This is a genomic window from Shewanella marina JCM 15074 (genome assembly GCF_000614975.1).
Lineage (GTDB): Bacteria > Pseudomonadota > Gammaproteobacteria > Enterobacterales > Shewanellaceae > Shewanella > Shewanella marina.
The window spans coordinates 25,763-50,173 of sequence record NZ_BALM01000021.1 but is presented as its reverse complement, the minus strand read 5'-3'; the positions used below and the strand labels follow the sequence as shown (position 1 = coordinate 50,173).

The following is a 24,411-nucleotide window of genomic DNA, read 5'->3' as shown; positions in this document are numbered from 1 at the left end:
ATCAGAAGTGAGCACGTCATTGTCATTATTTATTCACACGATGACGTGTCCCCTTGATAGCAACTTGGCATTCTTGGACAGTGATTGCCTCGGGCACAAATAAGCCGTGCTTCAGAATCTAATCCACGTTCAATCCAACCAATATTTAAAATTTTAGCCACAGTGGCAATGTCTCTTTTAATTTTAGACGGGATAGCACTACTGCCACCGCCTTTAACGCAGGCTTGTTTCAGCGCAGTAGCGATAGCGGTCGCATCTTTACCTTGTGCTTCAATCGCAGGGTTTAAATCAATCCCTGCACAAAGTACATGTGAAATATCAGTTAAGTCATCCACATTCATCGACTCACAACAATATATACGCGGCTGACCATCTACTTCCAAAATTGATATTTGTGCCGATGACTCAGTCTGCTTTTGATTAATCAAACGAAACACGGCCCAATGCTGACAGGGATCTTGTACTTGACGCATATTGCCCCATGGTAGCGGGATGCCATTACCACGATAAACGGCCTTTAATTTCCCTGGAGCATAGGCATCAAAATAGTGCCAATGAGGATAAGGCGATACCACAGTCATACGCCGCATCACAACAGAAGCTGATACGCCGAGCTGTTGATGCACCTTGATATCATAACCTTGTTTATCTAATAGCTGCCTGAAAGCAAGCTTGGGGCATAATAAGGCTCCTGCAAAAAAACTGGCTTCAAAACTACGCCATGCATGTAAAATATCCTGTGCATTCAACCCAGATGAAGGAGTAGGATTATCTGAAACAGGTTTACGCCCAGACATTAACACCGTCTTCAACCCTGCTTGACTGTGTAATACTTTATGCCCCATATGCACCGCAAGATCATATTTAAGTCGAGTCGGACACCCCTGTAAAATATCATTAAGGTAGATTTTATTATCTTCAGCAAATGAGGTTTGAATAGCGCGGCAAGGATTGCCCATTTCATCAACCCCATACTCGACGGATTTAGACTGCCAGTTCAGACTAAAACCTAACCGTTTTGCTAAAAACATCATTTCTTCAACTGACATAGCCAACTGCTTTAAGCCGACCTCTTCAGCCGCACGTTCTAAATCAGGAAAGTGATTTTGGTGATGCTCTTGATGAGCACGAATTAATAGATGGGCAAACTGCCGACCCGTCGTACCTGTTTGCGACAACATCTCTGGAATGGCAATTTGTAGGATATCTTGCGAGAACAAAAAACTAGGCTCTAAAGCGATGCCTTCAATGCCACCACGATTGCCTTTAGTCGGAATAATGGCTTCAGACTCAGGATTATCATCTAAAAACCAATGCACATCTTTTTGAAATACCACCGCAATCACAGCCAGCATATCGGCACTGGGAACACGTTTACCCCGCTCAATCATAGAGAGATAAGACACTGACGGTGCTAATTGCGGATCAACCCGCATACATCGTGTCGACAGATCTTCCATGGTCAAATGGTTACGTTTGCGCAAATTACGGATCTTGGTACCCAGAAAGTGTGACTTTCTAATCAAGCTCTGTTCACTCTTCATTTTGTAAAATTCACACTGTAAAATTTTTATTGTGAAATTGTAGATAAAAAGTAACTAAAGTACAAATTAAGCCCAAACACATCAATAAACATTCGGGCCAATTTACTAGATGTAATCAACCAACGAAGGAGAAGAGGCTATGAATATGGCACTGACTCAAGCAACAATCAGCAATCCAGACCTCCAACGCTTCATTGGTGAGCAACTGATCACTATTGTCGCCCAAATGGCAAAAACCAAAACGGACAGTAAATTGGAAAATGCCTACCAATTATTGGATCAATATTTTCCGCTAGAAAATGGTTCGCACGCACAAGTTAAGAGCTATGTGATCTATTACCAAAACCTGATGGCATTTATGCAAGATGGCAGTGAGACAGGATTACAAACAGCCAGACAGTTTGTTGCCCTCTCGGGTCATAAGAGTGAGCCCAGTGCCATTTTACTAAAATCACCACTAGGTCATATTGAGATCGACTTTAATCGTTGTAGTGATACGGGTCGCTCTAATCCCGCAGGCATATGCAATATCCAAGTGCAAACCAGTAATAAAACTTGGGTGAGCCTACTGCATGAAGGTCAAGTGACAAATAGCATTGATAAGCATGGCGAATTCACAGCCAAAGATGGCGAAGATTACCAGCTTTAACATTGCGATGCGTCAAGCAACGAAAAAGGTAACCCGAGGGTTACCTTTTTTAGTTAATAACAAAAATTACTTCTTATTATTAATGTGTGACACCATACGCTTACGGCGACGTTCTTGGCTTAATGTTAACTTTTCAACACGACCTTCAAACGGGTTAGCACCTTCTTGGAAGCGTACTTGGATTGGGGTACCAACCACTTTTAATGAACGACGGAAGTAGTTCATCATATAACGCTTGTAAGAATCAGGTAATTTCTTAACCTGGTTACCATGGATTACAATAATTGGTGGGTTATATCCACCCGCATGCGCATACTTAAGCTTCACTCGGCGACCGTTAACCATTGGTGGCTGGTGATCATCTTGTGACATCTGCATGATACGCGTTAGCATTGAAGTCGTAACACGACGTGTTGCACTGTCATAAGCCTCTTCAATTGACTCAAACAGATGACCCACACCAGTACCGTGTAGCGCTGAAATAAAGTGAATGCGCGCAAAGTCGATAAAACCTAAACGACGATCAAGTTCGCTCTTAACACGATCTTTAATGCCTTGGTCAATACCATCCCACTTGTTCACTGCAATCACTAACGCACGACCAGCATTCAATGCAAAACCAAGTAAACCAAGATCTTGCTCAGCAATACCTTCACGGGCATCAATCACTAATAAAACAACGTTAGCGTCTTCGACTGCTTTCAATGTTTTAATCACTGAGAATTTTTCAACAACTTCATGTACTTTAGCGCGGCGGCGTACACCAGCTGTATCAATAATCACATATTCACGCTCTTGACGTTTAAATGGAATATAAATACTGTCACGAGTTGTACCGGGTTCATCGTAAACCACAACTCGATCTTCACCTAAAATACGGTTAGTTAGTGTTGACTTACCAACGTTTGGCTTACCAATAATAGCAAGCTTAATCGGTAACTCTTGCAGACGCTTTTGCTCTGCTTCAGCTTCTTCTTCGGTATATTCACGAACATCTTCAGCTTGTTCTTCATCGTCTTCACGATTCAAGCCCATTGCTTCAGCATAAGGTGCTAACGCATATTCGATCATATTGGTCACACCACGGCCTTGTGCCGCAGCCATTTGGTAAACTTCACCTAAACCAAGTGACCAGAACTCTGCACAAGCAGAATCACCATCAATACCATCAACTTTATTGGCTACCACAAAGGTGGTTTTCTCACGGCTACGTAAGTGTTGAGCAATCGCTAAATCAGCTGCAGTTAAGCCAGCGCGAGCATCTGTTAAAAACAGTACCACATCCGCTTCTTCAATCGCTGCTAACGATTGTTCTGCCATTTTAGTTTCAATACCTTCTTCGGTACCATCAATACCGCCAGTATCGACCACAATAAATTCATAGCCAGATAAAAACGCACGACCGTACTTACGATCGCGAGTTAAGCCTGGATAGTCAGCCACTAACGCATCGCGCGTACGAGTGAGACGATTAAATAAGGTCGATTTACCCACATTAGGTCGACCCACAAGGGCTACTACAGGGATCATGTTTTTACCTCTAAATACAACATTATTTTGTTCAATAAAAAGCCCCCGAAAAACACTTCCGGGGGCTTTAATTCATATAAAACCGTAACTTACGGAAGAGTTACCGAGGCAATCTCACCATCACGAGTTTGTACATAAATATTATCTCCAACCACTAATGGCTGGCTGTACAAACCGCTATCGTCAATTAAGATACGACCTTCAATTTTACCTGTTTCACGGTCAATAAAGTGTAAGTAACCTTGATAGTCACCCACTACAATGTAGTTCTTATAAACCGCTGGCGAAGTTAACTGACGATTGGTTAACTCTGTATTACTCCATTGCTCTAAACCATTACGGCTATCAATAGAGTAAACACGGCTATGGTCATCAACGATATACAAGCTTAAACCTGCATAGGCAATTTCATCAAAACTTGAATATTTACGTGACCATACAATACGACCAGTACGTAATTCCATTGAGACTAAATTACCGTTATAACTGACGGCATACAAATTACTACCGATAATTATAGGCGTTGAATCAACATCAGCCATGCGTGAAAACTCATTACCACCTTTAGGTGTGTAAATAGCTTGTTCCCAAGCAGGTTGACCATTGTTTTGAATAACAACAGCGACCTTACCTTCTGCGGTACCAACAAAGAAACCACCGGCTTCATATGTTGCAGAGCTAGTACCACGTAATGTTAGTTTTGGCAGTTGTGTATCAAAGCTCCACAGCTTTTTACCATCATCAACATTAAATGCATCCAATGCACCTGAACCAGTATTAACAACGACCATGTCTTCAGCAACTGTTGGCATGGCCAACAACTCACCATCGCTCATGGCTGTCCATACTGTCTCACCAGTTTTTTCATCTAACGCAGCAAGTAAACCGGACTCACTGCCAATAAAGATTTTATCACGTGCAGCTGTGATACCAGCTGAAATACGTGCACCTTTATTTTTAGCCAATGGGTTATCACGGAAAATTTGACTGAAGTCTTTCGACCAAACTAATTTACCCGTCTTCTCATCGAATGCTTCTACTTGACCAAAACGGCTAGCAGCAAAAATTTTGCCGTAACGTACTGCCGGACGTAAGGTTGAGTAGTAATCACCGACACCATCACCAACATCTGCACTCCAAGAAATTTCAGGATGAATGCTAGCTTGGATCTGCGGTAGCGGACTAATTGGTTCTTCATCAACATCATTTGACGAACATGCAGACAGCAAACCTAAGCTTAAACCAGCTGCAATGAGGGTCTTATGCCAAGACTTCATAGGCTCGATTCCTTATGCTTGATTAAGATTATCAAGTTTCATTTGCAAAGCAGGATTGTTGGTCGCGCCACCGTGTTCGATAGCCGCTTGATAAGCTTGCTTAGCCTTATCTAACTCACCTTGAGCAACTAAGAAATCACCTTTAAGTTCATCACGTTGTGCATCAAATGCAGTCACAGTTACTTGTTCAAGTGTTGCTAATGCTGTAGCAACTTGACCTTGATGAGCTTGAAGACGTGCTAAACGTAATAATGCGAGCATTTGTAAGCTTTGATCAGGCTTATCAGCAATGACTTTCTTTAATACATTCTCAGCTTGTTCAAAATTACCCGCTTCTACTGCTGACTTAGCAACAATAAGCTCCAATAATGCTTGATAACCAGGCTGGTCATATTTTTTATCGAAATCAGCTAATGCGGCTTCAACTGCAGGGTCATTAGCCGATTTAGCACTCGCATTTTGGAATGCAACTGAAGATAGCTCAGAGTCTTGAATGCGAGAATCTGAATAATGATTCCATGCATACAAACCACCTAATCCAACAACTACACCAACCGCAACCGGTATACCGTAGCTCTTCCAGAACTGCTTAATAGCATCTACTTGTTGTTCTTCTGTGCTATAAATTTCCACGCGCACGTCCCCTAAAAATTAAATGAGTTCTGCGATAACAGTAACTAGATCCATTCTAGCTACCATGATTTGTTCATTGTTATTTCGCAAGTGTTTTACTGCAACCTGATTATTTTCTAATTCAGATTCGCCAATAATTAAAGCAATTGCAGCGCCACTTTTATCAGCACGCTTCATTTGCTTCTTAAAGTTACCGCCACCACAATGGCTCATCACTTTAAGATCTGGCATCGCTTTACGCAACTCTTGCGCAACTTTAATTGCTTCAATACGGCAAGAATCGCCCATCGCTGTGACATATACATCAACTTCTGGCGCAATATCATCAACTAAGCCTAAAGTATCAAGCAGTAATACAATACGTTCAAGTCCCATAGCAAAACCAACAGCTGGGGTATCTTTACCACCTAATTGGCCAACTAGGCTGTCATAACGACCGCCAGCTAATACTGTACCTTGAGAACCTAAGCTTGATGTAACCCACTCAAAAACAGTACGGTTATAGTAATCTAAACCACGTACTAAGCGAGGGTTGATGGTGTATTGGATACCAACAGCATCTAGGAGTTCACATAATTGTTCAAAATGTTGCTTAGACTCTTCGCCTAAATAATCCATTAACTGCGGCGCATCGCCTAAAATAGCTTGAATATCTGGATTTTTAGTATCCAATACTCGTAATGGATTGGTATACATGCGACGTTGGCTTTCTTCATCAAGCACATCTTTATGTTGCTCAAGAAAAGCAATTAATGCATCACGATAAACACTACGTTCAGCCAAGTCACCTAAGGTGTTAAGCTCTAATGATACGTGTTCAGTTAAGCCTAGTTTTTCCCATAGGCGCGCAGATAACATTAGAACTTCAAGATCGATATCTGGTGTACCAATACCATAAACTTCAACACCAAATTGGTGGAATTGACGATAACGGCCTTTTTGTGGGCGTTCGTGACGGAACATCGGACCGATATACCATAAACGTTGTTCTTGGTTATAAAGTAAACCATGCTCGTTACCAGCACGAACCGTTGAAGCCGTACCTTCAGGTCGTAAGCTTAAGCTATCGCCGTTACGATCTGGAAAAGTGTACATCTCTTTTTCAACGATATCGGTAACATCACCAATAGAACGTTTGAAAAGGTCTGTGCTCTCTACTAATGGAGTGCGAATTTCGCTATAACCAAAAGCACTTACTGATGCACGAATAACTGCTTCAACTTTTTGCCATAAAGGACTTTGGCTCGGCAGAATGTCATTCATTCCGCGAATCGCTTGGATCTGTTTTGCCACTATATCGACTCGTTTAGGTTCTGCTTAAATAAAATTGACCGCATTATATACCCAAATGACTTGAAGTTGCTACTTTCAGAAGCCTTAAGCAAGTTCAATTCGAGGCGTATCTATTCAGTAATAGTCATTCTATTTCTAATAGATACAACAATGAAGAGGGCTTGCTTAAGACTTTCTCTGATGGGGTTTAACACTTTTCATACTGCATTATTGATGTTGATAAGGCAATCACCATTAACTTCAACCAATGCTTTGTCTAAAAACGCTAAATTCCCACTGAATTATGCAACGTTGAGTGATTTGGGTATCTCTCCCAAATGACTCGAAGTTGCTACTTTCAGAAGCCTTCAGGCACTTGGGGATATTTCAGTTTAACGAATAAGTTAAGTAAACCAATAACGCGGTTAGCATCATTTTATTAGATAAATGAAAACGCAGTTTATTGTTCAATAAACTGCGTAAAATTGAAATTACTTAGTGATATCTGCTGCTGGAATACGATTTTCAATCTCAGCAGCTTTAGCGCGGATCTTTTGCTCTAGTTGGTCCACGATATTATCATTGTCAAAACGCTCTTTTTGACGAACACCTTCATCATAGTAACCGCTCTTGCGGTTACCACCAGTCAAACCAATATGTGACACTAATGCTTCACCGGGGCCATTAACCACACAACCGATAATAGATACGTCCATTGGGGTAACAATGTCTTCTAACCGTTGCTCTAATGCGTTGACAGTATTGATCACATCAAACTCTTGACGCGAGCATGATGGACAAGCAATAAAGTTGATACCACGAGAACGGATACGCAATGATTTTAAAATATCAAAGCCCACTTTAATCTCTTCAACCGGATCCGCAGCTAATGAAATACGTAAGGTATCGCCAATACCTTCAGCCAATAACATACCTAAGCCAACCGCCGATTTAACAGAGCCAGCACGAGCGCCGCCTGCCTCAGTAATGCCTAGGTGTAAAGGTTGTTTAATTTGCTTAGCTAATTGGCGATATGATTCAACCGCTAAAAAGACATCTGATGCTTTAACACTGACTTTAAATTGATCAAAGTTAAGTCTATCGAGAATATCAACATGGCGCATGGCTGATTCAACCAATGCTTCAGGTGTAGGTTCATGGTAGCGTTCCATGATCTCTTTTTCTAACGAGCCACCGTTAACACCGATACGAATAGGGATATTCTTATCACGTGCACAATCAACAACGGCGCGAATACGCTCTTCATTACCAATATTGCCAGGATTAATACGGAGGCAATCTGCACCGTACTCAGCCACTTTTAGTGCGATACGATAATCGAAATGAATATCTGCAACTAATGGTACTCGAGACTGCATTTTAATCAGCTTAAAAGCTTCAGCAGCTTCCATTGTCGGCACAGAAACACGCACAATATCAGCACCCACTTTTTCCAGTGCATGTATTTGAGCTAATGTGGCGACAACATCAGTTGTACGAGTGTTCGTCATTGACTGAACAGCAATAGGAGCACCGTCACCAATTGGGACATTACCCACATAAATACGTGAAGATGCGCGGCGTTTGATCGGAGATTCGTTGTACATGATTAGTTGCTCTATTGACTCGTTACTAACTCATTACTGAGCTAGTGGTAATGAAAATCGTGCCACACGGTTATTAGGAAACTTAGCCATATCGACACTTTGACCATTAAATTTTAATGATGATACTGCTGCAGGTGCGCCAATCACTAATTTGAACGGTGCGACACCATTTAATGCAATATCACTGCCGGCTTTTCGCACACCATTAACTAAAGCTTTACCGTTAGCATCGGTAATTTTCATCCAACAATCGGCAGATAATGTCATAGCAATCGCATTTTGTGTCGTTGCAGGAGTTGTCTCAGTGTCAACTGATGGTGATACGGTAGTAGCAGGCGTTGTATCACTGCTACCTGAAGTAACAGGCTTATCCTCAGGCTTTGCAGCGATAGCTGAATTGACTTGAATTGGCGTATCTAAACTCGCTTCAGTTTTAGCTTCTGCCTCAAGTGCTGGGCTGGCTCCACTATCAACATTAACGTTAGCTGCAATTGGTTCAACTTGATTCGATTGCAGTGAACCGGCAGTATCTAAATCCAATGCCGCCACTTCTTCTACAGAAGGCTTAGACACATCAATTTCAGTGAGTAATGATGACTTCTGTACCCACCAAACGACCAATAACCCTAATAACACCACGAAAATGATATAGGTTACAACCGTCCAACGACTGTCTCTTGCTTGTTGAGTTGTTTTACGAGAAAAACTCTGCATCGCAGGTGCGGCGGTGGTGACTAATTGTTTATCTAAACATTGACTGATCAGTTTTTTATCAACATCAACCAATTTAGCATAGTTATTGACGTAACCACGCACATAGGTATTCGACGGAATATGGGTAAAATTATCAGCTTCAATTTCTTCAACAAGACTTGGGCGAAGGTGCAACCGCTCAGCGACTTGCTCTAGCGTTAGGCCATGAGATGCTCTTGCAGAAGAGAGTAATGAACCTACAGTGTCAGTAAGTTCTTCAGTGTGTTGTAGTGCTTCGTCAGGAAGCGATTCATATTGATTTGTAGTCATTAGTGCATACTAGCCCGATACTGTTTCGCCTGAGGGGATGTCGGATACTTGGCCAACAATGTAATCCCTAATCTTTTAACAGCAGAGGCATTTTTTAGCCCCCGCTCAATCTCAATTTCAAGTGCCAAACTCTGTGGCGATTGAGGGATTACTCGGTTGTATCTATTCATAATGGTTCGCGCTGTCGCAAAATCTTGCTGCGACAATGTGGTACCAATCAATTCATTCCATGAAGCTCGACGCCGCGGATCGTATTTTAACGCGATGGTAAAATATTCAACCGCTGCATCTAGCTTACCCGCATCACGTGCGCATAAGCCTAAATTCTCATAACTTGAGGCTGACTGGGTATAACCCGGTACCTCAATGGCTTGCAAAAACATCTTTTCAGCTTGGTCAAAACGGCCCTGTTGACATAAAAAAACGCCAAAATTATTTTTTGCATCACCCGTCATATCATCAAACTCAATTGCATTTACATATGACTTTTCAGCCATACGTATATCACCAACCGTTTGATAATAATAAGCCATGGCAATATGAACTTCACCTAGCTCAGGTGCATATTTCATGGCTTTATCTAAATTAAACTTCGCTTGTTCGCTATTACCGCGCTGTAAATAAGTTAACCCTAACTGAGTTCTTTCTCTTGCCGCTGAGACAGGATTGAATTTACGCTCAGCAACCTTGATATCGGTACCAGTATAAGTACTTTCTGTCACACACCCACTTAATACAGGTATTAAAGAAGCGGCAATTAAAGACATAAGCAATCCGTGCTTCATAGTTAACCTATAATCTATACAAACAAAGAGTTACTCCATTGTGACTGAAATTTTATCTTGTTGCATGCGTTTTTTTGCTAAACGCTTAGTTCTATCTCTAATATCACCCGCTAATTGACCACAAGCAGCATCAATATCATCTCCACGAGTTTTACGTACAATTACGGTTAAGCCGTATTCCATTAGTACTTTAGAGAAACGATCGATACGTGAGTTAGATGAACGACCATAAGGAGAACCTGGGTATGGATTAAATGGAATTAAGTTCACTTTACACGGTGTATCTTTCATCAGTTTAGCTAACGCATGCGCTTGATCTGTGCTGTCGTTAATATGATCGAGCATCACATACTCAACCGTAACACGACCGCGGTTCGCATTTGATTTAGCAATATAACGTTGAATACCACCAATAAATTCATTCAGAGGGTACTTTTTGTTAACTGGTACCAACTCATTACGTAATTCATCATCAGGAGCATGAATACTGACGGCTAATGCGACATCAAGTGCATCGCCTAACTTATCAAGTGCAGGCACCACACCCGAAGTTGAGACTGTTACGCGGCGCTTAGACAAACTAAAACCAAAATCATCAAGCATAATATCGATAGCTGGAATAACGTTTGATAAGTTAAGTAGCGGCTCACCCATTCCCATCATTACCACGTTGGTAATTGGGCGGTCTCCCGTATCTTTAGCAAAACCGATGAAATGTGATACGCGCCAAATTTGACCGACAATCTCAGATACCGTTAGATTACGGTTAAAACCTTGCTGTGCAGTCGAGCAAAAGCTACATTCAAGCGCACAACCCACTTGTGATGAAACACATAAAGTCGCACGGTCATCCTCTGGGATATAAACCGTCTCAACTTCTTGCCCTTCCCCCACGTGGATAGCAAACTTGATCGTGCCGTCAGTCGATTTTTGAAAGCTAGAAATTTCAGGCGCAACTATCTCACAACGTGCCGCAAGCTTATTGCGTAACACTTTGTTAATATTAGTCATTTCTTCGAAATCGCTAACACCAAAATGGTAAATCCATTTCATTAGCTGATCTGCGCGAAACGGCTTTTCGCCCATTTCAGCAAAAAGTGCGCGCATTGCCTTACGATCAAGATCCAATAAATTGATCTTTTTTTCCGTCATTTCTCTAACCTCAAAACCAAAACCTGCTGCAGGGCGCAGAAGTATACAGTTCCAGTGCCACTTTAGCTAGTGAAGAGACTATTATCACAACATTCAAAACCGATAAGATATTTTTATCACGGTTTGAAAAGTCTATGCTAGAATCAGCGCGGGCTAATGTTGGCCTTAAATTCGGAGTTGTAATTCCACTTTTATGATTACTCTTATCATTATAGTGTTAGTTGCTATCGCAGTATCGTTTTTCTGTAGTGTTTTTGAAGCAGTTTTACTTTCAGTAACCCCAAGTTATATTGCATCGTTAAAGCAAACTAACCCCGCGGCGGCTGCTCGATTAACTAAGCAAAAAGAAAATGTAGAATCACCTTTAGTGTCTATTTTGACACTTAACACCATTGCACATACCGTTGGTGCTGCTGTCGCAGGTGCGCAGGCTGCTAAGGTTTTTGGCGATGAAATGCTAGGTGTGTTCTCAGCGGTACTAACCTTTCTTATTTTATTCTTCTCTGAAATTATCCCTAAAACACTGGGTGCAAACTACTGGCGCGGAATGGCTCCAACAGTTTCATTGGCGTTATTATGGATGGAACGTTCAACATTACCGCTAATTTGGATGTCACAAAAAGTGACCAGCTTGATGGGTAAAGGCGAAGATGGCCAATATATTCGTCAAGAGATGAGCGCAATGGCGAAGATTGGTCATGAGTCTGGTGAGTTAGACAAGCAAGAATCTAAAATTTTAACCCAAATTTTGTCGGTTAAAGAGATGCCTGTGTCTGCGATTATGACACCACGTACGGTATTATTCTCACTACCAGTATCTATGCCTCAAAGCGAGTTTATGAAAAGTTATATTCGTAAGCCGTTTACGCGAATTCCGGTATTTGCGACTGACCATGACGATATTGTGGGTTATGTTAACCGTACAGATATTCTATTATCTGAACGTGACAACCCAACTGCGACATTAGATAGTTTAAAGCGCAGCTTATTAGCAGTACCTGAAACCGCTAAAATTTTACCGCTATTCGAGTTAATGATTAAGCGTAATACTCAAATTGCGATGGTTGTTGACGAATACGGTAGTAGCCAAGGTATTGTGACCCAAGAAGATATTATTGAATCTATGCTTGGCCTTGAGATTGTCGATTTAAATGACCCAGCAACTGACATGCAGCAATTAGCACGTAAGTTATGGAAACGTCGAATGAAAGACAAAGGCATCCGTTTATCAGATGACGGTGATTTCGAAAACGACGAAGACGAGCAGAAATAAATACCATGGGGGAGCGCAAGCTCCCTTAGTTTTTTGTATAATACCAACTTGATTAAGAAGATGATCATTCAGCGGGAGTTCAAGGTGCTGTAGACAAGGTCAGTATTTGCTCCTGCAATACTGACATTCACCACATCCATGTGGTTTGCGGACATTTGAATGGAATAGTTATTCTATTTTGAAAATGTTCAACGCAGTATACAGTGCCTTGAAACCCGCACGAAGTGAGCTTTTCAGGCCTTTCCATTTCGATGTTGCATTGATTTGAAAGGGAATAGCCATTACTGCATCAATGCGCCTAGAACTGAAAAGGCTGACAAGCTCTGAATAAATCACATCTTTAATCAAATTGGTATACCAATTCTTTAAGAGACTATGCAAACATATAAGTTAACTTTAGCGCACATCAATGATACCCATTCATATTTTGATCCAAGCCGGGTTCAGTTTAAGTTAACGTTAGCCAACAAATCATATCAGTTACAAAGCCATACTGGTGGCTATGCGCGTATCGGCTATCAAGTAGAGCAAGCGCGCCATCAAGCACAACAGCAACAACGTGATTTTCTGTTTTTACATGCTGGCGATAGCTTCCACGGTACGCTTTACTTTAGCCAACATAATGGCTTAGCTAACGCAGACTTACTCAATCGACTCAAACCCGATGCGATGGTATTAGGTAATCATGAAATTGATTGTGGCAACCAACCTATTAGAGCATTTTTAGATAACACTGATTTTGCCGTCATGGCGGGCAATATGGACGTGAGTCGCGAAGCAGATGATAGAGCCGATAAGCTTAAGCAGCATCCTCGCTTTTATGACTATGACCCGCAGACACAATGTGCAAAAGTGTTATTAAAACCACTTGGCGATACTCAAGTGGCTATTTTTGGCATCACGCTCGATCAAATGAAGATCATTTCTCGTCCTGATCCTGATAGCGATTTTCATCATGCAGTTGAAACATGCAAACAAACCATTGCACAGTTACATCAAGCAGGCATTTACCACATCATCGTGCTTAGTCATTTGGGCATTATCCAAGACCGTGAGTTAGCCAAAGCCCTCCCCGCCATCAGTGCGATTGTGGGTGGCCACACACACACTTTACAAGGTGACTTTAGTGATCTTGGTTTAAGTAATATGCCTTATGGCGAAATGGTGGCTGGCGTCCCTATTTTACATGCAGGTAAGCATGCAGAAACATATGGCTTAGCGGAACTGACTTTTGATTCACAAGGTAATGTCATTGAGTGTCAGGGTAATAACTACTTTATGATCGATAAGCAATTTATCTTAAAATCTGAGCAAACTATTGCTGAAACGGACTATCAATTAGTTCGCCATTATTTAGAACAACATAATGGCATAAAGTGGCACCAAGTTGATGAAGATATCGAACAACGACTGAATGATAAATACCGACCATCCGTCCATGCAATGCAGTCCAAAATATTAGGTTTTATTCCAAGGCCTTTTATTCACACCCGCTTACCAAGCAAAAAATGCCCCCATGGCAGTGAAATAGCACCTTGGGTGTGCTGCAGTTTGTATCATGAAAGTCGAGTGATTAACCCTGATATCCAATTTTCACTGCATAACGCTGGCGGTGTCAGACAATCTCTTCCAGAGGGAGAACTCAGCCTCGCTGATGTTATCGGTCAAATACTGCCTTATGATCTGCCGCTAGTAACTTATAACATTCAAGGTAAGTACCTATTTGAGTTGCTAGAATCAGCAATCAACTCAGCCACTGACAACAGTGTGATTGGCTCTGGTACTGGCGGTTTTCCTTATACTTATGGATTAAAGTATTTTTATGATGGCAAGCAGCCATTGGGAAAACGCATTGTACGCTTAGAAATCATGGCATGGTTTAATGGCAACAAACAATGGCTAGCAGTTGATCCAAACAGTTATTATACCGGCGTATCGAGTTGCTATACCGTGTTAGGCAAAGAGGGTTATGAAGCTATCCTTAATGCAAAATGGCAACACACACTTACGGAATTAACCTTGCCCGGTGCTTTCATTCAATTTATCAGTAAAAATAACCGCTTAGATAAACTGCTGAGTCCACAAGTTAATTATCAAAGTCATTTATAATTATACGAGCAAACTCTTACGCATCACTAATGCGGGTAACATTTGTCCGCGCTGTAATTGATAACAGCGCGATTGTCTGATAAATCCATGTAGACGAAACAAGGGCGCCGAGAGTGATGACGCATCAACTATAAGTTGTGCATAATCCAAGCTCTGTGCATATTGCAGCACGGACTCAAATAATTGGGTTGCGATGCCTTGACCTTGAAACTCAGGTGCAATATACAAATGTGCAATGTAGCCTTGTTGTTTAAAGTGGGTTTCCATCGCAATAAAGCCGATACAACGGTCCTCATGCAGCATAACTAAACAATACATATGCTTTAAGCGATTATGCCAGTATTGAGCTGACCGAGGTGCAAATGACCATGCGTCTAGTTGAGCTTTAGAATAGATAGCGTGATCGATATGTTGAACAGCTTGATGGAACAGCTGACTTATCTGATGTGCAAAAGATGAGTGGTATTTAACAAGGTACATAAAAAAATAGGGAGATATATCAATTATAACTCCCTACATAATAATTACTTCTTAACGATTTGGCCAACAAATAGAATGTCGTCAAAAGTGCGGTTTAAGGTTTTAGAGTTGAAGTTTTTCATCACATCTGACCTTGCATCTCAACCTTATCACCTTTAGCGATCGCAACTTGTGGACCTGCTGCCCAAATTGTTTTGTCCGCTTCTTTAAGCTGAACATAGGTATAACCGCCGCCATTCATAGTATCAAGAACGGTACCTTGGTGCATTGCACCTTGCGCCCATGCACTTGACATACCTAGCGCTAGCGTTGCTGCAGCTGCGATTTTAACTAATTTAGTAAACATGATATTTCCCTAACCATTAACAATTGGCCGCATTAAATCATGGTTGATATCACCTGTCGCGAATTTAGCTCACAGTTTTATGATAAATCCCTAATATGATTTTCTGGTATTTATTGTTTATTAGTCTTTTAACAATGGTTGCAACATGGCCTCTAATCCATTGAGCTTTACTTCATAAATCAATGCTAACTGCTGCCCCAACTTTCCCTCTGGAAAGCCTTTACTGTGAAACCAAACTAAATAAGGCTCAGGTAACTGTAATAATTTACGTCCCGAATATTTACCAAATGGCATGGTCTGATTAATTGCTTCAATTAATAATTGCTGTTGTGTCATTACCATTACCCCCTACATCATACCTATCACTGACTGATCATAACTCAAGCATAAGACCAAGTGACTATTTTTATAGAATTATTCAGTTTTCTTTTGACCTAAAACCACTAAGTCCCTAAATTTAAAATTAATTAAACATTTAACTTACAACTTTCAATATGGAACTAATGATCGAACTGTAATGACATAGGTGATAAATGATTATTCTTATTGGTGGCGAAAAAGGCGGCAGCGGCAAAAGCTGTCTAGCTCAAAATATGGCAGTTTTTCTCACTGATGAGTGTAATGCCAATGTCATAATAGTTGATTGTGACCCACAAAGATCAACCTCAGACTGGGCTTATTGTCGTGCAAGAAATAAGCAGTTGTCAGCAATAAAATGCATTCAATTATTTGGTAAAATTCGCAACGATTTACTGAAACTGGAAAAACACTATCATTACGTCATTATCGATTGTGGTAGCCAAGACAATTTAGCCTTACGCGCCAGTATGTCGGTATCTGATTATTCATTAATACCGATTCGGCCAAAGTTACGTGACATTAATTCCATCAAAAATATAGATGACATTGTTGCCACCTGTCTAATGATTAACCCTGAATTAAAAGCTTCATTTGTGATCACGCAATGTCCATCAAACGCAAACTATGATAAACGCGTGCTTGATACTAAAGAAGCCTGCTCCACATATGGATTACACGTCTTAAATAATATTATGTATGAACATGATATATATGATGATAGCGAACAAGCTGGGCATTCAGTGCTCGATATGGCACCAGACTGTCAAGCCGCTAATGAAATAAGAAACCTCACCTGTGAATTACTACGGGTCAATACCTGCGATGATATTAAGCAACGTATTGTCGAATATGACGCTGCAATTATACCGGTGAGTAAAAACAAAATGCCATAACACCATCAAATGTTAGCAACTTGTTTACATAACATGTATAGTTGTAACGCTTATAATGGATGATAAAGTTAATAAAGGCACTGGAATGCAGCAATTTACATTATGGAAGCACCTCTTTTTACTCCCTTGTCTACTCTTCCTGAGTTTTTTTAGTCATGCTCAATTCTCACTAGAGCAAATTCCTCAGCTCAACAATAAAAAATCCATTACTTTGGTCGCTGAAACTGGATTTTGGACCCAATATTTACAACAAAGCATGTTACCAAAGTTTACAAAAAAAACCGGCGTTACCGTGCATGTGACATCAGTAACGCTAGATGAAATGTTCAAATTACAGCAACAAGGCCTAAGCAGTGGTACAGGCCAATACGACCTATTATCGATGGAGCCGGTTGGGCCAAAGATTGGGCCGCCAATGGCTATACCGTTCCCCTAGAAGAACTAGCCTATTTATATGATCCTGATGGTGCTCAAGCAATGGAGCATTATTTAGAACCTTATTATCCATCGCTGCTAAATATTTTATCTTATGAAAACGAGATCCATGCGATTCCATATAATAACTACGTGATGGGCAATCATTACCGTGCCGATCTTTTTGAGCACCCCGTTGAGCAAGCAAACTTTATCAAACGTTATGGCTACCCTCTAGCCCCGCCTCAAACAGTCCAACAATTAGTCGATATTGGTGAGTTTTTTACCCGTGGAATTGGTGAGCAACTGGCTGATACCAAGCTGACGAAACAATTCTATGGCATGGCATTAATGTCAGGTTTAAGACCTCATATTAATGATGAATTTTCAGCTATTTTATGGGGGTTAGATGGTAAATGGATGACCCCTATTTATAAGAAGAACAAACTGCAACACTTCCAAGTCGATAGTCAAAATTCAGCTTTAGTTGAAACGACTATGTTTTATCAAAAATTAAAACAATATGCTTATCCTGCTGATAGTCAGTTTGCTTTTTATGAATCAGCACAGGCCATGGCAAATGGACAAGTAGCGATGTGGCCTTTTGCTATAACAACTTATGGAGCATGTCATTTAAAGTTGAACAAAATATCAAAGGCAGCAAACTCAAAGTCGCGCAAGTCCCAGGCGGAAAACCTTATAACGGTGCTTATGCTTTTGCCGTCAGCTATGACAGCAAAAATCCACAAGCTGCTTATTGGTTACTTAAATATTTAGGCAGTTATGAAGCACAATATGCCTATGCAATGGGCGGTGGTAACCCATGCAGAATGGATGTAGTTAATGCCCCTATTTTTAGCGAAGAAAAATATCGTAATATTGCTGGAGCCTTTAATGCCAGCCACAACGCTAATATTCATTGGGCCGAAAAAGTATTGAACTATGGTCATTTTACCAGCTCTGCCATGGGCAAAATTTACCCTTTGTTAGCAGAAAAAAGCTATACCCTCAGCCATACAAACAAAGATATTAAAGGTGAAGTAGAGCTGCTAATAAAGAAAATTCAGAATCTACAAAACAATCATGGTGAATACCCTGCGGTTACGCCATGACAGATAAACCATTAATTAGTATCAAGCAAAAAATATCTTTTGCATTTTATATTGTATTTGCCATGACCCTAGGGATTGGCATCATTGCATTATTGCTTTCACAAGAATTAAAAAATGATGTCGATTCACTGATTAATGAAGATTTTAATAAAATCAATTTAGCCTTAAAACTGGCAAAAGAGAGTCAACGCCTAAAAATTATTACCACTTCATTAGAAAATGAGAGCATTTCAGAGTTGGTACTCAACCAACAATTAGCCGCATTAACCAATCAATGGTCACAACTGATTAAAACAGCACAGATGTTAGCTAAGCATCAATTAGTCGATGAAAAACAAGAATTAATCAATCATTACCTTGAAACGCTGCAACAAGCTAAACAACAGATGCCAGTATTAGAACAACTAACATTAAAATCAGCCAATTCAAGAAAACAGACTCAACATATTCATGATAATTTTGTGATTTTACAGCATCAGTTTTCCCATGAAATTCAAACCATACTTTCGGATGAAGATGATATAGCATTAGCGACATTAAGTAATAAGCAGTATCAACAGCTAAAAATCACCTTAGAACAACATAATCAGCTCAGTCAGTTAGTGCATATTGGCGAAGCATTATTTGCTAATATCTCACAATTAGCACATCAAGATAGCATCCCTAATATTAATAAGATCCAACGTACCAGCATGCGTTTATTCATAAAAATGCAAGAGATCGAATTAGATGAAAAATACCAATCTTTTAAGTTAAATTGGCTACATCAAATAAAAACAGGAATATTAGGTCAAAATAATATTTTTGAAGTATCAAGAGAGGTGATTAATAGCCATAGAATTGCCAAAAAACATCTTAATCAACAAGCAGAAACTGTCAGTAAAATTGATAAATATACGCAGCACTTTGTTAGCGATTTAAAACGTAATATTTATTACTCTAGCGAAGAGTTAAAAGCAGACAGTACCGCCTTTATGATCCTAGTTTTCATTGCTAGCTTTCTGTACACCATTTTTATTTGGCTAACCAATTGGCACTTTATCTCCAAGGGAATTATCAAGCCGGTGATTGCGACCAGCAATGCAATGAAAGATATTGCCAATGAGAAATTAGATACCACCTTACCGCAAACAGATAATCTTGAATTGCAACAAATGGTGAATTCACTCGAAACCTTAAAAACGTATGCGGCTCAAGTTAAAGCAATTTCAGAAATCGACGGTTTAACAGGTGCTTATAACCGCCGCTTCTTTGATATCAGGCTCGAACAGCAAATTGAATTCTCCTATAAGAATAAGCAAGCTCTCAGCATTGTTTTATTCGACTTAGACCAATTTAAACAATATAACGACCACTATGGACATATTGCAGGTGACCGATGCTTACAACAGGTTGTAGAGGCCTGTAAACGAGTCATCTCGGGTGAATTCGAACTGATAGCACGTTATGGTGGTGAAGAGTTTGTCATGTTACTTCCAGCTTGTTGTGAACAAGAAGCCTTTAAAAAGGCAGAAAATTTGCGACTCAGTATTTTCCAAGAAGCTATTGCCCATGAACACAACGAACCGCATAAACTGGTTACCGTCAGTTTAGGGGTAACCACCTATCGAGGAATCACCAAGACCAAAATTCATAACTTACTCAAGCAAGCAGATACCGCCTTGTATACGGCAAAACAAACGGGCAGAAACTGCACTAAAATGTACAATAATATTCATGAATATCTATAAGTGGTATGACGCATATGAGTCAGTTAATTTAGATTATCCTCAACAAAACTGCTTCGGACGTCTTGAATCTAAGTAAAATCATCCCAATGTTTAAAATATGAGCATTTTGAGTTTAGGGATCTTATGATTGGTATTATCGTCGTTAGTTTAATCGCCATATTTGCAATTATATGGATAGCTTCTATCCCGTGGCGTAAACGTCAGCAGCGGGCAAAAATATGCGCCGAGCCATTTCCTACCGCATGGCGACATATCATTAAACGCCGTTTTCCCTACTTTCATTCCATGCCAGCCGATCTACAACTACAACTTAAAAAGAAAATTCAAATCTTTGTCGCTGAAAAAGAATTTATCGGCTGCAATGGCCTTGTTATTGATGATGACATTCGAATCACCGTCGCAGCCCAAGCATGCCTACTGCTACTTAACCGACGCACAGACTTTTACCCAAAGCTTAAGCAGATTTTAATTTATCCTGATATTTTTTGGGTAGAAAATCAAAGAACCGATCCCGCAGGCGTTGTCTCGGCACAAAAAAATGTACTTTCTGGTGAGTCATGGGAATATGGCAAAGTCGTCCTTTCATGGCATACCACAGTAAATGATGCAGCCGATCCCCATGATGGCAGTAACGTCGTCATCCACGAGTTCGCCCATCAACTTGATCAAGAAAATGGCCCTGCTAACGGTGCGCCTCCACTACGAAATATTACCGATTATCCGAGTTGGTCAGCCATTCTAGATAAAGAGTATCGCACCCTATGCGTGCAAGCTCGAACCCAGCAACAAAGCTTATTCAGTTACTACGGTGCCACTAATCCAGCAGAGTTTTTTGCTGTAGTGAGTGAGGTATTCTTTGAACAACCCCTTAAAGTGAATGAACTGCATCCAGAGCTTTATCAAGAGTTAAGCCAGTTTTATCAACTCGATCCCGTTAATTGGCACTAGTTTTTGCCACAAAAAAGCGGCTCCAAAGAGCCGCAACACCAGCAAGGTAAGCTGTTTAAAATTGATCTTCTTCAGTTGAGCCAGTCAGTGCAGTAACTGACGACTGACCACCTTGAATCACATTAGTTACTAGATCAAAGTAGCCAGTGCCCACTTCTTGTTGATGCGCCACAAAGGTATAGCCTTCTTCGCCGCAGCAAACTCAACCTCTTGCACTTTCTCAACATAGTGCTTCATGCCTTCGCCACGCGCATAGTCGTAGGCTAAATCAAACATGTTGTACCACATGTTATGAATACCCGCTAAAGTGATGAACTGGTACTTATAACCCATATCACTCAGCTCCTGTTGGAACTTCGCAATCGTTGCATCATCAAGATTTTTCTTCCAGTTAAACGAAGGAGAACAGTTATAAGCCAGTAGTTGATCTGGATATTGCGCATGAATAGCTTCAGCAAAGCGGCGCGCTTCGTCTAAATCAGGTTTAGCGGTTTCACACCAAATAAGATCAGCATAAGGAGCATAAGCCAGACCACGAGAAATTGCTTGGTCTAGCCCAGCATTCACTCGGTAAAAGCCTTCAGCAGTACGCTCACCGGTTAAGAAGTCGCGGTCATAAGCGTCACAATCAGAAGTTAATAGATCCGCAGCATTAGCGTCAGTACGGGCAATCACTAACGTTTCAACACCACTTACATCAGCGGCTAAACGTGCAGAAACAAGCTTTTGTACTGCTTCTTGAGTCGGTACCAGAACTTTGCCGCCCATATGACCACATTTTTTAACCGACGCAAGCTGATCTTCAAAGTGAACCCCCGCGGCACCAGCGTCAATCATCGACTTCATCAACTCAAACGCATTTAATACGCCACCAAAACCCGCTTCTGCATCTGCGATGATAGGTAAAAAATAATCAGTATATTTATCATCATTAACATCAACGCCATTGCCCCATTGGATCTGATCAGCACGGCGGAACGAGTTATTAATGCGCCCGACAACGGCAGGAACTGAATTAGCAGGATAAAGCGATTGATCAGGGTACATAGTGCCCGCAAGGTTAGCATCTGCAGCCACCTGCCAGCCCGATAAATAGATAGCTTCAATGCCAGCTTTAGCTTGTTGAACCGCTTGTCCGCCCGTTAATGCACCTAACGAATTAACATAACCTTTTTTGGCACCGCCATTAACGAGTTCCCACAATTTAGCCGCGCCGCGTTTAGCAAGCGTATTCTCCGGCACAATAGATCCTCTTAATGCAACAACTTCTTCGGCAGTATATGTACGAGTGACCCCTTTCCAACGTGGATTTTCAGCCCAATCTTGCTTTAACTCATCGATCTGTTGCTGACGTGTTTTAACTTGGCTCATAGGGTAACTCCTTGTTGTATTTATGCTGGTTTGGTTTATTGGCGACAACGTGTCGCCTAAATAGTTAAGTGAATGATTAAGCGAGTTCGTTTAACAGCTGATAACCCGGCAATGTAAGAAAATCGATAAGTTCATCAGCCGTGGTGATCTGTTCAAGTAATTGTGCTGCGCGTTCAAATTGACCTTGCTTAAAGCGCAATTCACCCAGTTCGAGTTCAACATTGCGGTATTCTTCGCTAAGCATCTGACTAAATAGCGCTTTAGTGACAAGCTGGCCGTTAGATAAACATTTTTCATGCTTAATCCATTGCCATATAGAAGTACGAGAAATTTCAGCGGTGGCAGCATCTTCCATCAAGCCGTAGATAGGGACACAGCCATTACCGCTGATCCATGCCTCGATATATTGCAGTGCGATACGGATGTTCAATCGCATGCCAGCTTCGGTACGCTCACCATCACATGCCGTTAATAATTCTTCTGCCGTAATAGGTGCATCGACATCGCGACTAATATGTAATTGGTTAGTACAACCATCACCAATATATTGGTTAAAAATAGTCATCGCAGTATCCGCAAGGCCAGGATGCGCAACCCAAGTACCATCATGACCATTGCGCGCCTCAAGCTCTTTATCTTGACGCACCTTAGCTAATACCTGTTTATTTTGCTCCGCATCTTTAGCAGGAATAAATGCCGCCATGCCGCCCATAGCAAGTGCTCCGCGCTTATGACAGGTTTTAATTAATAAGCGAGAATATGCACTTAAAAACGGCGTATCCATCGTCACTGCCTGACGGTCAGGCAATACGCACTCAGGATAATTATTAAGGGTTTTAATATAGCTAAAAATGTAATCCCAACGGCCACAGTTTAACGCCACAATATTTGAACGTAATTCATATAGAATTTCGTCCATTTCAAATACCGCAGGTAAAGTTTCAATCAGACAAGTACACTTAATCGTCCCCGCGGCTAAACAAAAACGCTGTTCAACAAAAGCAAACACTTTAGCCCACCAACGAGCTTCAAGATGACTTTCTAATTTTGGAATATAGAAGTAAGGGCCAGAACCTTTAGCAATTAACTGACGATAGTTATGGTAAAAATACAGTGCAAAATCAACTAATGCCCCAGGTACTGCTTGACCATTAAAGGTGACATGTTGCTCAGGTAAATGCAGCCCTCGCACACGCGCAATTAATACCGCAGGATCTGCATTTAATTTATAGGCTTTGCCTGTCTCAGCAACAAAGTCGATATTATTGGCTACCGCATCACGTAAATTAATCTGCCCTTGCACCACCTTAGGCCAGCTGGGTGCTAATGAATCTTCAAAGTCAGCCATAAACACTTTCACATTGGCATTTAAGGCATTAATAATCATTTTGCGTTCTACAGGACCTGTGATTTCAACGCGGCGATCTTGTAAATCATGAGGAATACCACGAATACTCCAATCTTGATCACGGATAGATTGAGTTTCTGCTAGAAAGTGAGGTTTAGTCCCAGCATCAACTTGTTGTTGACGTTGCTTACGCAAAATTAATAACGGCTCGACTTCCGTACCAAATTCAGCAGCAAGTGCGGTTAATAAACTACATGCCCCCTCATTAAATATCTCGTCATGACCATCAATATTCGATGCACTTATCTGCAATGTTTGTTGCTTAATATCAGAAATATTCGCAGTCATCATTATTAGCCCCTTGCTGAGTATCTACTTACTTTTACTTTTGCTAAGTCGATTACTGATGTAAATGCAACTTAAAGGTTGAAGTATTTTTATATGGCTAACATCTATGTGTTCGCCTTGTGTTTGATTAAAAACTACTCACACAATGAAATAATTGCAAATAATGTAAAACGCCATTGACCAATAAATTATTAAAATAAACGCAAT

General features: G+C 40.8%; 18 protein-coding genes and 3 pseudogenes. 7 read left to right on the top strand and 14 right to left on the bottom strand.

All coding sequences use genetic code 11. The annotated features are described in order from the left end of the window. Positions 1-29: 29 nt before the first annotated feature. Positions 30-1,544: a DUF3612 domain-containing protein gene (locus tag JCM15074_RS14775; RefSeq protein WP_025821997.1), complete on the bottom strand. Its 1,515-nt coding sequence runs from the start codon at positions 1,542-1,544 to the stop codon at positions 30-32. 139 nt (positions 1,545-1,683) lie between these two features. Between JCM15074_RS14775 and JCM15074_RS14770 the strand changes: the two genes are divergently transcribed. Then, positions 1,684-2,193 carry an aldolase/citrate lyase/malate synthase family protein gene (locus JCM15074_RS14770; protein ID WP_025821995.1) on the top strand — a complete coding sequence of 170 codons (510 nt, stop codon included), beginning with the start codon at positions 1,684-1,686 and terminating at the stop codon, positions 2,191-2,193. Positions 2,194-2,259: 66 nt separating this feature from the next. Here the strand turns inward: JCM15074_RS14770 and der are convergent, their stop codons facing one another. From der to rlmN, 8 genes are all read right to left on the bottom strand, one after another. Continuing rightward, positions 2,260-3,723 carry a ribosome biogenesis GTPase Der gene (gene der, locus JCM15074_RS14765; protein ID WP_025821993.1) on the bottom strand — a complete coding sequence of 488 codons (1,464 nt, stop codon included), beginning with the start codon at positions 3,721-3,723 and terminating at the stop codon, positions 2,260-2,262. An 89-nt stretch (positions 3,724-3,812) separates the two neighbouring features. After that, positions 3,813-5,000, bottom strand: coding sequence for an outer membrane protein assembly factor BamB (gene bamB / locus JCM15074_RS14760; RefSeq protein ID WP_025821991.1), 1,188 nt, complete (start codon positions 4,998-5,000; stop codon positions 3,813-3,815). Between the two features lie 12 nt (positions 5,001-5,012). Beyond that, the gene (locus tag JCM15074_RS14755; protein WP_025821989.1) at positions 5,013-5,633 is read right to left on the bottom strand and encodes a tetratricopeptide repeat protein; all 621 of its coding nucleotides are present in this window, start codon (positions 5,631-5,633) and stop codon (positions 5,013-5,015) included. An 18-nt stretch (positions 5,634-5,651) separates the two neighbouring features. Then, positions 5,652-6,926, bottom strand: coding sequence for a histidine--tRNA ligase (gene hisS, locus JCM15074_RS14750; protein ID WP_025821987.1), 1,275 nt, complete (start codon positions 6,924-6,926; stop codon positions 5,652-5,654). Between the two features lie 470 nt (positions 6,927-7,396). Beyond that, a complete protein-coding gene (gene ispG / locus JCM15074_RS14745; RefSeq protein ID WP_025821985.1) occupies positions 7,397-8,512 on the bottom strand; it encodes a flavodoxin-dependent (E)-4-hydroxy-3-methylbut-2-enyl-diphosphate synthase in 1,116 nt (371 codons plus the stop codon). Between the two features lie 33 nt (positions 8,513-8,545). Beyond that, the gene (locus JCM15074_RS14740; protein WP_025821983.1) at positions 8,546-9,535 is read right to left on the bottom strand and encodes a RodZ domain-containing protein; all 990 of its coding nucleotides are present in this window, start codon (positions 9,533-9,535) and stop codon (positions 8,546-8,548) included. Further along, entirely contained in the window at positions 9,535-10,320 is a 786-nt protein-coding gene (gene pilW, locus JCM15074_RS14735) for a type IV pilus biogenesis/stability protein PilW (protein WP_025821981.1), read from the bottom strand. The genes JCM15074_RS14740 and pilW overlap by 1 nt, the downstream gene beginning before the upstream one ends. 30 nt (positions 10,321-10,350) lie before the next feature. Continuing rightward, positions 10,351-11,472 (bottom strand): dual-specificity RNA methyltransferase RlmN, encoded by a 1,122-nt coding sequence (gene rlmN, locus JCM15074_RS14730; protein ID WP_025821979.1) that lies wholly within the window; start codon positions 11,470-11,472, stop codon positions 10,351-10,353. A 193-nt stretch (positions 11,473-11,665) separates the two neighbouring features. Here rlmN and JCM15074_RS14725 point away from each other — a divergent pair, with 193 nt between their 5' ends. Together JCM15074_RS14725 and JCM15074_RS14720 are read left to right on the top strand one after the other, a co-directional pair. Beyond that, positions 11,666-12,745 carry a CNNM domain-containing protein gene (locus tag JCM15074_RS14725; RefSeq protein ID WP_025821977.1) on the top strand — a complete coding sequence of 360 codons (1,080 nt, stop codon included), beginning with the start codon at positions 11,666-11,668 and terminating at the stop codon, positions 12,743-12,745. Between the two features lie 375 nt (positions 12,746-13,120). Next, on the top strand, positions 13,121-14,854 hold the full coding sequence (locus JCM15074_RS14720; protein WP_025821975.1) for a bifunctional metallophosphatase/5'-nucleotidase: 1,734 nt from the start codon (positions 13,121-13,123) through the stop codon (positions 14,852-14,854). Here JCM15074_RS14720 and JCM15074_RS14715 read toward each other — a convergent pair whose 3' ends face one another. The 3 genes and pseudogenes from JCM15074_RS14715 to JCM15074_RS14705 form a co-directional block, all read right to left on the bottom strand. Then, positions 14,855-15,334, bottom strand: coding sequence for a GNAT family N-acetyltransferase (locus tag JCM15074_RS14715; RefSeq protein ID WP_025821973.1), 480 nt, complete (start codon positions 15,332-15,334; stop codon positions 14,855-14,857). A gap of 44 nt (positions 15,335-15,378) precedes the next feature. Further along, positions 15,379-15,680, bottom strand: a pseudogene (locus JCM15074_RS22380) (NrfJ). A 120-nt stretch (positions 15,681-15,800) separates the two neighbouring features. Beyond that, the gene (locus JCM15074_RS14705; RefSeq protein ID WP_025821971.1) at positions 15,801-16,016 is read right to left on the bottom strand and encodes a DUF3820 family protein; all 216 of its coding nucleotides are present in this window, start codon (positions 16,014-16,016) and stop codon (positions 15,801-15,803) included. Positions 16,017-16,213: 197 nt separating this feature from the next. Between JCM15074_RS14705 and JCM15074_RS14700 the strand changes: the two genes are divergently transcribed. The 4 genes and pseudogenes from JCM15074_RS14700 to JCM15074_RS14685 all read left to right on the top strand — a co-directional run bounded on the left by JCM15074_RS14700 (position 16,214) and on the right by JCM15074_RS14685 (position 21,137). Continuing rightward, the gene (locus tag JCM15074_RS14700) at positions 16,214-16,933 is read left to right on the top strand and encodes an AAA family ATPase (protein WP_025821969.1); all 720 of its coding nucleotides are present in this window, start codon (positions 16,214-16,216) and stop codon (positions 16,931-16,933) included. Between the two features lie 85 nt (positions 16,934-17,018). Next, positions 17,019-18,459, top strand: a pseudogene (locus JCM15074_RS22375) (extracellular solute-binding protein). Then, complete coding sequence (locus tag JCM15074_RS14690; protein WP_025821967.1) at positions 18,456-20,189, top strand: GGDEF domain-containing protein; 1,734 nt, start codon at positions 18,456-18,458, stop codon at positions 20,187-20,189. The pseudogene JCM15074_RS22375 and the gene JCM15074_RS14690 overlap by 4 nt, the downstream one beginning before the upstream one ends. A gap of 123 nt (positions 20,190-20,312) precedes the next feature. Then, positions 20,313-21,137 carry a M90 family metallopeptidase gene (locus JCM15074_RS14685; protein ID WP_025821965.1) on the top strand — a complete coding sequence of 275 codons (825 nt, stop codon included), beginning with the start codon at positions 20,313-20,315 and terminating at the stop codon, positions 21,135-21,137. Positions 21,138-21,192: 55 nt separating this feature from the next. Here JCM15074_RS14685 and aceA read toward each other — a convergent pair. Continuing rightward, positions 21,193-22,508: pseudogene (gene aceA / locus JCM15074_RS22370) on the bottom strand (isocitrate lyase). 76 nt (positions 22,509-22,584) lie between these two features. Next, positions 22,585-24,207 (bottom strand): malate synthase A, encoded by a 1,623-nt coding sequence (aceB, locus tag JCM15074_RS14675; RefSeq protein ID WP_148300806.1) that lies wholly within the window; start codon positions 24,205-24,207, stop codon positions 22,585-22,587. Between the last annotated feature and the right edge of the window lie 204 nt (positions 24,208-24,411).

What these genes read in the sequence shown, in the direction of transcription:
- JCM15074_RS14775 (WP_025821997.1), bottom strand. Translation starts at nt 1,544, where the DNA reads ATGAAGAGTGAACAGAGCTTGATTAGAAAGTCACACTTTCTGGGTACC.
- JCM15074_RS14770 (WP_025821995.1), top strand. Translation starts at nt 1,684, where the DNA reads ATGAATATGGCACTGACTCAAGCAACAATCAGCAATCCAGACCTCCAA.
- der (WP_025821993.1), bottom strand. Translation starts at nt 3,723, where the DNA reads ATGATCCCTGTAGTAGCCCTTGTGGGTCGACCTAATGTGGGTAAATCG.
- bamB (WP_025821991.1), bottom strand. Translation starts at nt 5,000, where the DNA reads ATGAAGTCTTGGCATAAGACCCTCATTGCAGCTGGTTTAAGCTTAGGT.
- ispG (WP_025821985.1), bottom strand. Translation starts at nt 8,512, where the DNA reads ATGTACAACGAATCTCCGATCAAACGCCGCGCATCTTCACGTATTTAT.
- JCM15074_RS14740 (WP_025821983.1), bottom strand. Translation starts at nt 9,535, where the DNA reads ATGACTACAAATCAATATGAATCGCTTCCTGACGAAGCACTACAACAC.
- pilW (WP_025821981.1), bottom strand. Translation starts at nt 10,320, where the DNA reads ATGAAGCACGGATTGCTTATGTCTTTAATTGCCGCTTCTTTAATACCT.
- rlmN (WP_025821979.1), bottom strand. Translation starts at nt 11,472, where the DNA reads ATGACGGAAAAAAAGATCAATTTATTGGATCTTGATCGTAAGGCAATG.
- JCM15074_RS14725 (WP_025821977.1), top strand. Translation starts at nt 11,666, where the DNA reads ATGATTACTCTTATCATTATAGTGTTAGTTGCTATCGCAGTATCGTTT.
- JCM15074_RS14720 (WP_025821975.1), top strand. Translation starts at nt 13,121, where the DNA reads ATGCAAACATATAAGTTAACTTTAGCGCACATCAATGATACCCATTCA.
- JCM15074_RS14715 (WP_025821973.1), bottom strand. Translation starts at nt 15,334, where the DNA reads ATGTACCTTGTTAAATACCACTCATCTTTTGCACATCAGATAAGTCAG.
- JCM15074_RS14705 (WP_025821971.1), bottom strand. Translation starts at nt 16,016, where the DNA reads ATGACACAACAGCAATTATTAATTGAAGCAATTAATCAGACCATGCCA.
- JCM15074_RS14700 (WP_025821969.1), top strand. Translation starts at nt 16,214, where the DNA reads ATGATTATTCTTATTGGTGGCGAAAAAGGCGGCAGCGGCAAAAGCTGT.
- JCM15074_RS14690 (WP_025821967.1), top strand. Translation starts at nt 18,456, where the DNA reads ATGACAGATAAACCATTAATTAGTATCAAGCAAAAAATATCTTTTGCA.
- JCM15074_RS14685 (WP_025821965.1), top strand. Translation starts at nt 20,313, where the DNA reads ATGATTGGTATTATCGTCGTTAGTTTAATCGCCATATTTGCAATTATA.
- aceB (WP_148300806.1), bottom strand. Translation starts at nt 24,207, where the DNA reads ATGATGACTGCGAATATTTCTGATATTAAGCAACAAACATTGCAGATA.